The 13189-nt window shown below is 64.4% G+C and carries 12 protein-coding genes; 5 read left to right on the top strand and 7 right to left on the bottom strand.

Annotation, left to right across the window (positions count from 1 at the left end):
• Positions 1 to 262 precede the first annotated feature (262 nt).
• The 6 genes from A6Q79_RS08710 to A6Q79_RS08685 form a co-directional block, all read right to left on the bottom strand.
• Positions 263 to 814 carry a hypothetical protein gene (locus tag A6Q79_RS08710; RefSeq protein WP_286689933.1) on the bottom strand — a complete coding sequence of 184 codons (552 nt, stop codon included), beginning with the start codon at positions 812 to 814 and terminating at the stop codon, positions 263 to 265.
• 113 nt (positions 815 to 927) lie between these two features.
• On the bottom strand, positions 928 to 1551 hold the full coding sequence (locus A6Q79_RS08705) for a DUF305 domain-containing protein (protein WP_286689932.1): 624 nt from the start codon (positions 1549 to 1551) through the stop codon (positions 928 to 930).
• Positions 1552 to 2265: 714 nt separating this feature from the next.
• A complete protein-coding gene (locus A6Q79_RS08700) occupies positions 2266 to 2538 on the bottom strand; it encodes a heavy-metal-associated domain-containing protein (RefSeq protein ID WP_286689931.1) in 273 nt (90 codons plus the stop codon).
• 48 nt (positions 2539 to 2586) lie between these two features.
• Positions 2587 to 2889: a metal-sensitive transcriptional regulator gene (locus A6Q79_RS08695; protein WP_286689930.1), complete on the bottom strand. Its 303-nt coding sequence runs from the start codon at positions 2887 to 2889 to the stop codon at positions 2587 to 2589.
• A 21-nt stretch (positions 2890 to 2910) separates the two neighbouring features.
• The gene (locus A6Q79_RS08690) at positions 2911 to 5034 is read right to left on the bottom strand and encodes a heavy metal translocating P-type ATPase (protein WP_286689929.1); all 2124 of its coding nucleotides are present in this window, start codon (positions 5032 to 5034) and stop codon (positions 2911 to 2913) included.
• 108 nt (positions 5035 to 5142) lie between these two features.
• Entirely contained in the window at positions 5143 to 5721 is a 579-nt protein-coding gene (locus A6Q79_RS08685) for a TetR/AcrR family transcriptional regulator (RefSeq protein ID WP_286689928.1), read from the bottom strand.
• 134 nt (positions 5722 to 5855) lie between these two features.
• Between A6Q79_RS08685 and A6Q79_RS08680 the strand changes: the two genes are divergently transcribed.
• Together A6Q79_RS08680 and A6Q79_RS08675 are read left to right on the top strand one after the other, a co-directional pair.
• A complete protein-coding gene (locus A6Q79_RS08680) occupies positions 5856 to 7259 on the top strand; it encodes an MFS transporter (protein WP_286689927.1) in 1404 nt (467 codons plus the stop codon).
• Between the two features lie 105 nt (positions 7260 to 7364).
• Positions 7365 to 8195, top strand: a complete 831-nt coding sequence (locus tag A6Q79_RS08675) for an aminotransferase class IV (protein WP_286689926.1) — start codon at positions 7365 to 7367, stop codon at positions 8193 to 8195.
• Between the two features lie 200 nt (positions 8196 to 8395).
• On the opposite strand, the gene A6Q79_RS08670 is transcribed toward A6Q79_RS08675, so the two are convergent.
• Entirely contained in the window at positions 8396 to 8677 is a 282-nt protein-coding gene (locus A6Q79_RS08670; RefSeq protein ID WP_286689925.1) for a hypothetical protein, read from the bottom strand.
• A 1584-nt stretch (positions 8678 to 10261) separates the two neighbouring features.
• Here A6Q79_RS08670 and A6Q79_RS08665 point away from each other — a divergent pair.
• The 3 genes from A6Q79_RS08665 (at position 10262) to A6Q79_RS08655 (ending at position 13160) form a co-directional block, all read left to right on the top strand.
• Complete coding sequence (locus tag A6Q79_RS08665; RefSeq protein ID WP_286689924.1) at positions 10262 to 11284, top strand: hypothetical protein; 1023 nt, start codon at positions 10262 to 10264, stop codon at positions 11282 to 11284.
• Between the two features lie 260 nt (positions 11285 to 11544).
• Positions 11545 to 12075: a hypothetical protein gene (locus A6Q79_RS08660; protein WP_317697791.1), complete on the top strand. Its 531-nt coding sequence runs from the start codon at positions 11545 to 11547 to the stop codon at positions 12073 to 12075.
• Between the two features lie 101 nt (positions 12076 to 12176).
• Entirely contained in the window at positions 12177 to 13160 is a 984-nt protein-coding gene (locus A6Q79_RS08655; protein WP_317697788.1) for a hypothetical protein, read from the top strand.
• Positions 13161 to 13189: the final 29 nt, after the last annotated feature.

Genomic DNA, 13189 nt, shown 5'->3' with positions numbered 1-13189 from the left:
GCTCCGCACGGCCCCTAAGACACCTTCAACCGATGTCCCGCGAAGCCTTCTCCGGTCGGCTGTCCGCGCTTTAATCCCTCCAGCGGTCTCAGATGGTGGAGCACCCTGACTGGGTACCTCCAGCCCACTCGAAGCTGCTGGACACTTGGCGTTGGCAAGAGCACTGTGCTGCGGATACTGCGTGACGCGGGGCGAGAGGGACGGCGCTTGACCTGACCGGGGAATTTGCAGCCGCCTGCCCTTCACGATCGCGCCCTCGTTGTTAGTTCAAGGAAAGCACGATCTCCTGATCCGGCTCCAAACTGAGGTCGGCAGGGTCGCCATCAAACTTCGCCCCGTTACTGGTGACGTCGACCTTGCTGCCCGGCTCTGCTTCGACGCCACCGATCTGCTCAGGCGACAGCGCCACTCCCCATTGGGTGAAGAGTTGTCCGAGAGTGAACTGTTCGCCAACCGAATCGGCTTCGATGTGGATGGTGCCGTCGCCGTCATGCGTGTGAAGAGCAGACATTGCACCGGTTGCGGGGTCGACGCCGATGTTCGGCGAGACCGAGACTTCTTCGCCGTCGATGATGATGCGCAGGCTCGGGTGATAGTGCTCGGCCGTGCCCATGGGTCCTAGATCAAGGCCAGCAGCTTTCGCGTGAGCCAGGACATCAGCCGGGGTTTGCCAAGGCGGCTTCGACGTGGCGTCTGGTGTTGGCAAGACGACGACATTGCGTGCGTCCGACGGTGCCTGTCCCTGGTCGGTGGCGCAACCAGTTAGGCCCGCAATTGCAGCGAGCGTGACGATCGTTGAGGAGCGAAGGTTCATGAGCGACTTCTTCCACGTGATGAAGGACAAGCAGATGGACAAGCACCGCGCTGCATCAGCGCGGTGCGTTGGCGCCCCCGCCCATCGAGAAGCGGGGGCGCCGACTCCCGCAACTACTTGAGGAGCGCTTCCATCTGCTTGATCTCGGCCTGCTGCGTCGACTCGATGGTCTTGGCCAGAGCGATGGCGTCCGGGTTCTCTCCGTCGGCAATCTCAGTCTTCGCCATGCCCAGCGCACCTGAGTGGTGCTCGATCATCATCGAGAGGAACGCCTGGTCGAACGCGTCACCTGACTTCGACTCAAGGTCCGCCATCTCGGAGTCGGACATCATCCCCTCCATGTCGTGACCGCTGTGGTCCATCCCGCCCATCGAGGATCCATCGGACGAGGCATTCCAATCCTTCAGCCAACCCTGCATGGTGGCGATCTCTGGTCCCTGGGCTGCTTCGATCTTGGAGGCCAGGGCCTTCACCTCCGACGATCCAGCGCGCGTTGCCGCGAGCTTGGACATTTCAACTGCCTGCTCGTGATGCGGGATCATCATCTGCGCGAACATGACATCCGTGTCGTTGAACTTCGCGGAGGTGCTGCTCGCGCTTGACGTGTCGGACGAGTTCGAGTTCGCCGAATGCCCGTCATGACCGGACGTATTGTTGATGGCGAGGTAGGCGCCAACTGCGACGACGACAACGATCGCGAACGCGACAATGGCGCCCTTGGTACTGATGGTCTTCATAATTCTTGAAACTCCTTGTGATTAATCTGGTAATAGAAGTTGAGCAAACCTCAACTTCTCACCGGCGATTCACACAGAGTTCCGTGACGAGATCTGGGGGTGGCGGATGACGACCTGTCACATCGCTGACTGCACCAGGCTCCAGGTCGATGCAGGGCACCAAGACGAATGATGACGCGGTCAGCGCAGGCGCAGTGTCGGGACCCGCGCCACCAGAGGCGGCTGGCGTGCTCGAGCACAGGTCACTGGAGTGCGCGCTTGCAGGGGATTTTGTCGGCTTGCCGCTCGGATCCTCGACATCGACCGCAGTGTCGTCATGACTGTGCTCCGACATCAGCGTGGGTGACGTCGGGGTCGGCATCCCCGACATCGCGCCAACACACGCTTGCGTCTGCCCGACTCCTCCGTGCATGACGACGAGGCCGAAAGCGACCACCAGGACGACCAGCCCACGCCGTGCAGCGAGAGCAGCACGAGAGACCACCGACGTCGAGACAGGTCTCATGACGACGCTCCTCCGATCTCGCGGCCAGACTGGTGTGCCTCCATGACAACGATGGGCACGCCACGCGAGTTCCCAGGAGACAGTGTCGATGATCTTTTGAAACGGAAATCCACTACTTCTATTATCTCATAATTCCCAGTTCCGATGAATATGCATTCTGTCATTGGCCCACAGGGTCGATGGTCAGGCGATTCCAGGCGGTCAGATAATCATCGCAACGTGTAGCCCGCAGCCCGGACCGCTGTTTCGATGCTTTGTCGCGAGGTGCCCTTATCCATCTGCACCTCGAGGCGACCGGTTGCAAGATCAACCGAGACCTCTCGGACCCCGTCCACCTGTCCGACGCTGTCACTCACCGAGCCCACGCAGTGGCCGCAGGTCATGCCTTCGACCTCGAAGACCTCCGGCGCGCGGGTCGTCAAAGACTCGACGCCGAGAACGACGTCACTCCTTGAGTCACCGCAGTTGCATGATGTGCACATCAGTCCACCTTCGTTGATTGATTCGAGTCTGGTTGTCGGGGCTGTCGCTCAAGCGGACCGCAGGAGGCGGGCCATGGCGTCGTTGACTTCCTTGAGCTTCGCCTTCATGTCGGAGCCGCCACCACGTGCTGCATCAGCGACGCAGTGCGCCATGTGCTCGTCGAGTAGCTCCAGCGCAACGGCTTGCCACGCTTTGGTCGCGGCAGACACTTGAGTGAGTACGTCGACGCAGTAGGTGTCTTCGTCCATCATCCGGCTGATGCCCTTCACCTGGCCTTCGATCCTGCGGAGTCGGCGCAGATGGCTGTCTTTTTCGATGGAGATACCCCGGAGCAGAGTCGGGCGCTCCATCCTGAGCGTGATCGTTCACGGTCATACCGACTTCCTTTCTCGATCATCGGTGTGCGCCAGGTCTTCCTGACTGATCTCCCTTGGGCGCAGATCGAGCCGGCGCAGCAGCTGCGCGTTGAGCGCCACCACGATGGTCGAAGCCGACATCAGGATCGCTCCCACCGACATCGGGAGGATGAAACCAATCGGGGCAAGGACACCAGCGGCCAGGGGAACGGCTGCCAAGTTGTAGCCCGCGCCCCACGCCAGGTTCTGCATGCTCTTTCGGTAGGTCGCACGGGACAGGTCGATGATCGAGAGCACCGAGCGAGGGTCGTCCGAAGCCAGGATGATCCCGGCAGAGGCAATCGCGACGTCGGTGCCCGCGCCGATGGCAACCCCGACATTCGCCTGAGCCAACGCGGGAGCGTCGTTGACACCGTCGCCAACCATGGCGACGAGCCGACCCTCCTCCTGCAGTTCCGCGACCTTGCTGGCCTTGTCCTCCGGCCGTACACCGGCAAAGACACGGTCAATGCCCAGAGCGGTTCCTACGGAGTGCGCTACAGCTTCGGCGTCTCCGGTGATCATGACGACCTGAACACCACGCTCGTGGAGCTGATCGATGGCAATCCGCGATTCGGCGCGGATCTCGTCAGCCAGGCTAACGGCACCAATGACCTCACCGTCGCGGAGCACGTGCAAGATGATCGATCCATCCCGCCGCCATTCGTCCGCGACCTCGAGCTCACTGCCACCGGCTTGCTGGAGAAGCGCTGGCCCACCCACCTGTACGCGGCGCCCGTCGATGAGCGCACTCACACCAACCGCAGGATGAGAAGAGAAGTCCGTGGCCGCAGGCACCGGCACGCCGCGCTCCTTGGCGGAACGCACGATGGCGCGAGCCAACGGATGCTCGGAGTCGGTTTCGGCTGCTGCCGCGAGCGCAAGCACGTCGTCGGCCGAGATGCCGCCGGAGGGCGCAGGCTCGATAGCAGTCACCGTCGGCTTGCCCTTCGTGAGTGTGCCCGTCTTGTCGAAGAGCACAGTGTCGACCCGTCGCATCTGCTCCATGGCCACGCGGTCCTTCACAAGGACTCCCGCGCGGGCGGCTCGCTCAGTCGAGATGGAGATGACCAGCGGGATCGCCAATCCGAGTGCGTGCGGACACGCGATGACCAAGACCGTGATGGTGCGGATGACCGCGTCTTCGGGCAGGCCGAAGATCGACCAGACCACTGCCGTGATGATGGCTGCACCGAGGGCGTACCAGAACAGCCAGCCAGCGGCGCGGTCAGCGAGTCGCTGCGTGCGCGACGCAGATGCCTGAGCGTCAGCCACCAACTTCTGAATTCCCGCGAGCGTGGTTTCGTCGCCCGTCGCCGTCACTTCGATACGCAGTCCCGAGTCGGTTGCCACAGTGCCGGCAACGACCTGCTCGCCGACCTCCCGGCGAACGGGTCGAGACTCGCCCGTGATCATTGATTCGTCCATCGAGGCAGAGCCATCGACGATCCTGCCGTCAGCCGACACGCGGCCGCCCGGTCGGACGATCACGACGTCGCCTACTGCGAGAGAACTGGGCGCGACAACCGAGACCGATCCGTCCTTCTCGACACGTTCCGCCTCATCCGGCAGAAGTGCCGCCAGCGAGTCGAGCGCTGAGCTCGTCTGGGCGAGTGAACGCATCTCGATCCAGTGGCCAAGAAGCATGATCGAGACCAGGAGCGCGAGCTCCCACCAGAAGTCCAGGTGGTGCGGAAGGAGGCCCAGGGTCGATCCCCAGGAAGCCACGAAGGCAACCGTGAGCGCGAGGGCAACCAGCAACATCATGCCGGGTTGGCGGCTCTTCGCTTCTTGCCATCCGCCAATCAGGAACGGTCGGCCTGCCCATGCGTAGAGCGCCGTTCCGAGGATCGGCGAGATCCACTCGAGACCCGGGATATCCGGAAGCGAGTAGCCGACCAGGTCCGCAAACATCGAAGAGAGCAGGACGGTCGGAACTGCAAGCAGCAGCGACCACGAGAACAGTCGCCGGAACATCGCAACGTGCCCCTCGTGCCCGCCGTGTCCATGGTGGCCGTGGTAGCCGTGGTCATCTCCGTGGGCATGCTGCCCGGCACTCGGGTCCTGTGTTTCGTGATGGTGATGTTCGTGGTGCTGCATATCCAGTTCCTCCGCTCGCGTGGTACCCCTGGGGGGTATAGGCCACTGTACAGGTACCCCCCAGGGGTATCAGAAGCATGATGACTTCACCTGTGCTGCAGCAGTCGCTTAGCGTGTGAGCGAGGCCAGAAGGGTGGCGTTCAAGACTCTTGGCGCTTCCGCGGAAGACAGCCGCTGCGCCGCGATCTCCGCGGCTGCCGCTTGGAGCAAGGCGTGCATGGCGGCGACTTGCCAATTGGCGGGGAGGTCCACGCGAAAGACTCCCTCGCTTCTCCCCCGCTCAATCAGATTGACTACACGGTCCTCCAGCGGTGCGTGCAGCGCTCGGATGCGATCGGGTGCAAGTTCCTTCTGAGCGACTTCGAGGAGGGCGCGAGACTCGTCGAGCAGTTCCCAGCTCGCGGAGACCAGACTGGCGAAGGCCGTCACCACGTCGCCGTCGAGATCGAGTGCGGCCAGCACGTCGTTGCCGCGACGGAGCACGTCCGAGAGTGCCGCATCGACGAGTTCAGCGCGTGACGTGAAGTGCCCGTAGACCGTGGCCCGGCCAACTCCGGCCGCAGTAGCGACATCGTTCATGGACGCCTCCGGCCGCAGGCGGAACGTCTGGACGGCGGCATCCACGATGGTCGACCGGTTGCGGATGGCGTCTGATCGCGGTCCGCGGCGCGCGCCCTTGTTACGCACTACGCCCTGAACTGTCTGCCGCTGTGGTTGCACTGGAGGCATCTTGAGAACTCTTAACGTGGACGGGAATGTCTGAGTTAGTGTATCGGTTGAGCGATCTCGTACACCGAAGTCCAACTTAAGGAGGTGCGGTCATGACGACCGCGTCCAACACCACCCCTGCGGGCGATGTCGCAGGGAACCAGCCACATCCACGACGATGGCTGGCCCTCGGCATGCTGGGGCTCGCCCAGTTCATGCTCATCCTTGACGTGACTGTCGTCGCGATCGCGTTGCCCTTGATGGGCGCAGATCTCGACATGAGCCGCGAGGCGGTCACCTGGGTCGTCAGCATCTATACGCTGACCTTCGGCGGACTCATGCTTCTTGGCGGACGTCTCGCTGACATCATCGGCCCGCGCACTCTCGTCTACACCGGACTGACCATCTTTACGCTGGCCTCGCTGTCCGCTGGCGTGGCGCAGGACGGCGCCATGATGCTCAGCAGTCGAGTCGGCCAGGGAATCGGCGCAGCGCTCCTGTCGCCTGCCGCACTCTCCGTCGTCGTGCGACTGTTCGAAGGCGAGGAGCGCAACCGCGCCCTAGGTATCTGGTCCGCGCTGGGCGGCGCCGGTGCAGCCGTCGGCGTCCTCGTCGGCGGAGTGCTCTCCGCGGGGCCGGGATGGCCCTGGGTGTTCTTCGTGAACGTCCCTGCCGGCGTGCTCGTTTTTGCGATCCTGCTGCGGGCCCTGCCGGACATGCCGCCGGTCAGGACACCCGGTGCGAGTGCTCGTCCCGACGTCCTGGGTGCGTTGCTCGTCACGGGTGCTACCGGAACGCTGATCTACGCGACGATCGACGCGGGCGAGGCCGGATGGCTGCAGCCGCGGACTCTCTCACTCTTCGCCGTGTCCATCGTCCTCTACGCGGCATTCGGCGCCTGGCAGCGCGTCGCCCGTTCGCCGCTGATGGATCTTGGTCTACTCACGCGACGTCCGGTGGGCTCTGGCACCTTCGTGATCGCCATCGCCACGGCGCTCATGGTGGCCGTGTTCTTCCTGGGCTCGTTCTACCTGCAGGACCGCGCCGATCTCGGACCGCTGGCGACAGGCCTGCTCTTCCTCCCCGTAGCTCTGGCCACGATGGCCGGTGCGCAGGTCGGCGGACGAGTCATCGGCCGCACAGGCGGGCGAGCGCTCGGCGTCGCTGGACTCCTCGTCGCGGCCGTCGGGCTCGCCATCCCCGCGGTCTTCGAAACGACCGTCGGGGTCGTTCTCGGTATCAGTCTGGGCGCAGCGGGCATCGGCACGTTGTTCGTGGTGGCATCCGCGACTGCTCTGGGGATGATCGAGCCGCACGAGGCCGGGATCGCCTCTGGCATCATCTCGACCTTCCACGAGTTCGGCGCATCACTCGGCGCTGCCGTGGTGTCGAGCGTCGCGGCAGCCAGCCTCACCGGCGAGACCGGATCCGGCTTCGCGTCCGCATTCGGCGTCGCTGCGGCCGGGGCCGTGATCTCCGCATTTGTGGCCGGACTGGCACTGCCAAGTCGAAAGTAGCCAGACGGGGGTGCGTGGTCGCCGTATTCGCAGGCGGCCACGCACCTCGTACCAAGTGCGGGGCGGACCGCTATCGAGCCCTCACCGCCAACCCTCGACATGCCCGTGACCGTGCGAACCGGAGCCATCATGAAGTCGCAAGCAAGCAGCCAGCTCAGCAGTGAAGGTCCACTCCGCATCCTGCTGAACGGTCACACGCCTACGGGCGACGACCTCCAGCACCCGGCCCTGATCAACTACGGGCACTTCACCTCGATGCAGGTTCGCTCAGGCAGAGTTCGCGGCCTCCACCTGCATCTCGAGCGCATCCAGAGGTCGCACCGGGAGTTGTTCGGCCACGGGATCGACCTGGACCACGCTCGCGACCTGATGCGCTTCGCCGTAGAAGAAATGCCTGACTCCTACCTACGCGCGATGTTCTTCGAGCAGCACCCCGGTCGACTCTCCGTCATGACAGCTCAACGACCGCCGGTTGCCGCCAACACTGAACCGGTCTCTCTGCTACCGGTCGAGTACCAGCGCCCTGTCGCGCACATCAAGCACGTCGGGACTTTCTGCAAGATCTTCCACTCCGTCCAGGCCGAACGCGCAGGCTACGACGACGCACTCCACATCAGCGTCGATGGCTTCGTCTCCGAGACCACAGGCGCGAACATCGGCTTCTACGACGGCACCCAGGTGGTGTGGCCCACGCAGCCCTCGCTCCCCGGCGTGACCTGGCATCTTCTCGAGACGGCTCTGAGTACCAACGGGACACCTTCGGTGAGGGAGCCGGTCGACGTTCGGGACCTCGGCAGTTTCGCCGCCGCCTTTCTCACCAACTCGATGGGGGTGGCACCCATCGGCGAGATCGGAACCGTGCCTATGGGCGATCCCACCCACACCATCGCCAAGCTCCGCTCGATCTACGACCAGATCCCTTGGGACGAGATCTGACCTCGGCGGATAGGGCCGGCCGCTGGATCGCCCCGCCCCTCACGAATGGCATCCGCCCGATCCCCGTCCACTTCAGAACTTCAACCGCGTTGAGTACGGAGCAGAGGCGCGAGAGAGCCTCCGACTACATCAGGAGGCGTCGACAGGCGGGGAGATGACGTCGAGCAGCGCCTGTGGCCTGACGGTGGGTTCTGATCTCGTCAGAGCCGAGAACTATCGCGGTCGCGCTCGCGCTTGTGGGCGGCCTCCACCGCGTCTTGAAGGGTTCTCAAGTCTGAGCGATGGTGTTGCTCGATCGCGTCCAACCACACGAGGCGCCTTGCTTCGATGAGAGGTTCGAGGGCGTTCGCCAGGCCTTCTTGCATCTCGATTCGAAGTGCTTGCACGGGTGTCGTTGGGAGTTCGTTGGGGGGCCGATTGTCCTTCCAGAGCGCGATCAGTTGTTCGATGGCATGGGCGACCATGGCGTCCAGGGCTTCCATCTCTTGGCGATCGAAACGGCGACCAGCATCGGTGGCCCGAAGTCTCTTGCGGGAGTTGGAGAGTTGGACTCTTCGTGCACTGCACTGAGGACAGAAGTCTTGCCGGTGGTGGAGGTGTCGGCCGAGTCGCGTGTCGCAGGTGGCGCACCAGCGAGCCCCGTCCGGCGCCGTCCGCCGGGTGGGAGGAGGCTCGACTTGCCATATGGGGGCGGCAGGGTCCTTCGGTTTTCGGGGCGTCATTGGCCGGGCCCGTCGCTGAGTTCAGGATTCGTCTGAGCTGATCTCACAGCTCAAACCTTGCTTCACAAACGCTATACGTATCGATAGCGATAGACAAAGCGTTTCGGAGCGCCTGGGTCGACCGAGATCACCAACATGAGCAGTCAGTCCCGGCCCTACGCACCGCCACGCAGGCACAGGCCGGCCAGCCGTGTCGATCTACAACGATGCGCACGGCGCAAGGATTGGGTGGGCCGCGGTCCATCGCCTCACACACCCAAGTGCGGCCGAGCCGAACGAGACGACCGGGGGCGAGCCGAGTCCTTGCGGCCCACCCCCGATGGAGTTGATCAGGCTCCCAGACCATCCCTGGCTCTAGCCAGCCAGGTCGAGGGCAAGCCCGGCCAGGCCTGCCACTCCGACGATCTGCGTCCGAATAGAGGTATCGGCACGCTTGCCCAACTCCTCAAGCCGCAGTGGCATGAGCTCCTCGGCGGCAGCCGGCCGTCTCCACGAGCCGTGACGGAGCGCTACGACCTCGCGAACCGACGGACCGAAGGCCCATCTCTGCTCAAGGTCAGCGGAACATTGCGTCGGTTTGGCTCGATGCCGCTGCGTCACGCCGGTCTTGACGGCGCCGCGCCCCGCGTCCACGCTAAGCGTATTCGCTTAGCACGAGGGGAGAGAAGGAGGCCGCCAACACGCCGTTAGGAAACAAGAAGGAGAGCGACCCGGCCAGGTCGCCCTCCCTCCATAGGCGTCTCACAACGCCGCTCAAGAAACCCAGATCTAGCCAATCGGAGAAGTCCTGATGCACAAAATCGTTACACCCTGCCCTGACAGGGTCAAGCTGCGGCGGACGGTCGCGGACGTCGCTCAAGGAGCCGCCCCCCGGACGGCGGCGCCTCCACCCTGCACCGCCCTACCCGTGAAAACGCCCGCTTCTGCACAACGAGAGCACCGACCGTCCAGTCAACCGGTCGCTCCGGACCTCCAAGACACCGCGGACCGCTCTCGTACTCCTGAGGAAGACCACTCACCTCGCCCGCAGGAATGCTGCACTCCCGTGGAAGTCGTAGTGGCCGATCTCGTGGCTTTCGCCACCACCTACGTGGACTGTCTCCTGCCGGTGCAGACGCTCACGTGGGCTGGGCGCTCGTTCGGAAGGTTCTGCGCACGCTCGCAAGGATCCTTCGACCCGTCCAGGGACCTCACCCTGCCTGCACCGCGGCAGTTCGAACGGTCCCTCCCGCCCGAGGACGCCCCGGTCCTCGTCGCGGCAGTGACGTGGCTGGCCCAGGCGTTCTGGGCAGCGAACCTTCCAACCAAGTCCACCAACGCCTCCGCCGAGTGGGAGCGGGCGCGATGACCCGCAAGGCCATCAAGACACGCTCTTCCGAAGCAGAAGCGATCCGGCTACACGAGGACTTCGGCAACACCGCCAGTCCGCCAAGCCGTACGGCGGGTGCGGCGGAACTTCGACGCACTCAGCCGGATCGGACACGCCTGCTGATGCTGTACAAGCCCCGCACTGATCATCCAGATCAGTACAGCGTCGTTCGTCAGGTCTGCGACCTGACCTTGAGAGTGCCCTTCTCGTCGCTCGAGACCGACCGCAAGTTGATGAGCGTCGGTTGTCGGTACGGCCTGTACTGCATCACGGTTCACGGAGAGTTCGTTCCGGATCGTCACCTCACAAGCCCTCACATCGCGAAGTGGCTCAACTCCGTGAGTGACGACAAGCGCACGACCGCGAACTACAAGTCCAAGCTCAACATCCTGCGCCTGGGCCGACGACCGGAGATCCACACGCCCCGCATCGCACCGAGCGAGCCGTACGAGGCTTCGGAATGGAGAGTTTACGACCGGTTCGCGCGCTCAGGCATCTCTGCAGACGCGACGGCGATGATCGTCTTGGCCGGCATGTTGGGGCTGCGGCCGGGGGAGGTCGCCGGAGCGACGGCGGACCGGATCTGCGTTCAGGAAAACCGGGTTTGGATGACGGTCCCCGACCGCGATGGTGTTCTCCGGATGGTGCCAGGGTTCGGGTTCGCTGCGGAGTGGTTGTTGGCTCAGAAGAACTCGGGTGCGGCTTATCTGGTCCGTCCGAACCTCAAGAAGCGCTCCCAAGTTCCCTCCGTAGTCCGCAAACGAGTCGCCAAGACCATGCCGGAGTTCGAGAACTTCTCGATCGACCGAGCACGGCACACGTGGCTCGGGCACCTTCTGCGCTCACGGATCCCCCTCACTGCGGTCTATGCCGTGGCCGGCCTGACCCCTGGCTCGACGCTGCCGAGCGACCTCATGAAGTACTTCGTGGCTCCGGACGACGACGAGATCTGGGCGTGCATGCAGCGTTCCGCCCGAACCTCCCCCCTCGGCCGCTGAGCGACCCCTCAGCGCCCGATCCGATGTGCCGTCCATACGGCGCAACACGACCCGGAACACTGAACGAAAGGACTGGCCCCATGGCCCCTCGCGCTCCACACCGCGCCTTCAAGACGACCGACGAAAGAGTCGGCCGAGCCGAGCGTTGGATCGACCTCTCGGGCATCCTCGACCACCTGGCTCCCGCCGAACGTGGACTCAGAGCTGGTGCCGGCAGGCCCGTCCAACTCGTCCAGTACTCGATCAGGGCCCTGCTGATCGTGATGGCCGAGATCGCACTCGACGGACGTCCCCTCACGTGGGCCGAGATCACTCTGACCATCTGGTGTCGCTACTCCGACAAGATCCTGCGCAGACTGGGTCTCGAAGGCATCCGCGATGCTAGAACGCTCGAACAGATCCAACGCGCCGCGAGACCCGGCGCCACCGCGGCCGACATCGCCAACGGTCGGAGGGCCGAAGCGCGTGCGCGTCGTCGGATCATCGACGCGTGGGAGCAGGCGACGGTCCCGATCAACGACAACGTCGCCCCCGCCAACCGCCGCATCACCAACCGCGAGCTGAAGGCTGCACGCGCGAGCACCGACGTAAGCGCTCAACGAGCCGCTCGCATCCAGGCCTTCAACCTGCTCATCCAGGGCAGCGTCTATGCCGGCAACGAGTGGTTCAACTCGCGCCGATCCGACGAGCACGCGGCACTGGATCCAAAGGACATCGCGAAAGGCATCATGAGCGGTTGGCGCGGAGACCTCGCCATCGACGAGACCGACGTCGACTACTCCATCGCCTGACCTTCGCGATCGCGGTGGCCCGCCCGGAGTCTCGGCGCGTTCCCACCATCGCGCTGGCCGGGTCCATCGACCAACCGTCCGCCGGAAGCGCGACCGGCGCCATGGCCGTCATCGATGCGATCGACGACGCAGACCTCAGTCCCGCCCTCGCATCGAATGCCCACCAGTACGTCGTTGTAGATCAGGCGTACCCACACCGGAAGACGTGGGCACGCGACATCGCCGACCGAAACCGCTCCCAAGTCGTGCGCTATGGCAAGACCACGGCTCGCGTCCACGGCCTTCGCGCCTGCTCCGACAAGAACGGCACAGTTGCTGCGCACCTGTTCAACGGCGTCCCTGTGTGCCCGGGGTTCCCCGGCCTCGCCCTGCGGCGCGCCAACCTCGACGTGCCTCTCGTCGCGGACGTGGGCGGCGACCGCCACACGTGGGGGAAGCGCCTCCACGCACATGCGGAGCTCCTCGCGCAGATCCTCCCGTTCGTCATGCCGCGGCACGGACGTCCCGTCCACGTGCCTGACCACGGTCCGGGACGACCCCCTGCGGGCGCATCACCCCGACCGGACATCACGAGGATGAAGGTCGTGTGCCCCGCCGTCGCGGGTCAGGTGCGCTGCCCTCTCGTGCCGCAATCGATGGAGGCTGATCCAACCGTCGTGCCTCCTGTCGAGAACCCGCCGCTCGAGGCAGACCGTCCGGCGACCTGTCAGAGTTCCTACACGCGGCTTCGACTCGACTACTCCCAGTTCCGGCACTACCAGCCCATCATGGCCGGCGACTACCGACACGAGGACTTCTACACGTCGGCCAGATCTCGCAACGAAGGGTTCCACGCGGCACTACTCCACGGGACCGCTGGGCACCTCGCGCGAGGAGACGTCAAGCCCTGGAAGAACGCGTTCGTCACCATCGCCTACGCACTCGCCGTCGGAGCCACCAACCTTCACATCATCGAACAGTGGAACGACGTGCTTGCCAGCAACGGCGGCAAGGCTCCGCTGGAAACCCACGACCGAAACCAACGTCGACGCAAGACTGCCGTCGCCGAGTACCTGGCAAACAAGCGACGCTCGCGGTCCCACTGACCCGAAGCGACACCGCGAACGCCCGCCGA

The organism is Aeromicrobium sp. REDSEA-S32_B7 (genome assembly GCF_001626145.1).
In the GTDB taxonomy this organism is placed as follows: domain Bacteria; phylum Actinomycetota; class Actinomycetes; order Propionibacteriales; family Nocardioidaceae; genus Aeromicrobium; species Aeromicrobium erythreum.
This window is presented reverse-complemented; position numbering and strand designations above follow the sequence as displayed.

What these genes read in the sequence shown, in the direction of transcription:
- A6Q79_RS08655 (WP_317697788.1), top strand. Translation starts at nt 12,177, where the DNA reads ATGGCCGTCATCGATGCGATCGACGACGCAGACCTCAGTCCCGCCCTC.
- A6Q79_RS08670 (WP_286689925.1), bottom strand. Translation starts at nt 8,677, where the DNA reads ATGGAAGCCCTGGACGCCATGGTCGCCCATGCCATCGAACAACTGATC.
- A6Q79_RS08700 (WP_286689931.1), bottom strand. Translation starts at nt 2,538, where the DNA reads ATGTGCACATCATGCAACTGCGGTGACTCAAGGAGTGACGTCGTTCTC.
- A6Q79_RS08695 (WP_286689930.1), bottom strand. Translation starts at nt 2,889, where the DNA reads ATGGAGCGCCCGACTCTGCTCCGGGGTATCTCCATCGAAAAAGACAGC.
- A6Q79_RS08680 (WP_286689927.1), top strand. Translation starts at nt 5,856, where the DNA reads ATGACGACCGCGTCCAACACCACCCCTGCGGGCGATGTCGCAGGGAAC.
- A6Q79_RS08705 (WP_286689932.1), bottom strand. Translation starts at nt 1,551, where the DNA reads ATGAAGACCATCAGTACCAAGGGCGCCATTGTCGCGTTCGCGATCGTT.
- A6Q79_RS08690 (WP_286689929.1), bottom strand. Translation starts at nt 5,034, where the DNA reads ATGCAGCACCACGAACATCACCATCACGAAACACAGGACCCGAGTGCC.
- A6Q79_RS08665 (WP_286689924.1), top strand. Translation starts at nt 10,262, where the DNA reads ATGACCCGCAAGGCCATCAAGACACGCTCTTCCGAAGCAGAAGCGATC.
- A6Q79_RS08710 (WP_286689933.1), bottom strand. Translation starts at nt 814, where the DNA reads ATGAACCTTCGCTCCTCAACGATCGTCACGCTCGCTGCAATTGCGGGC.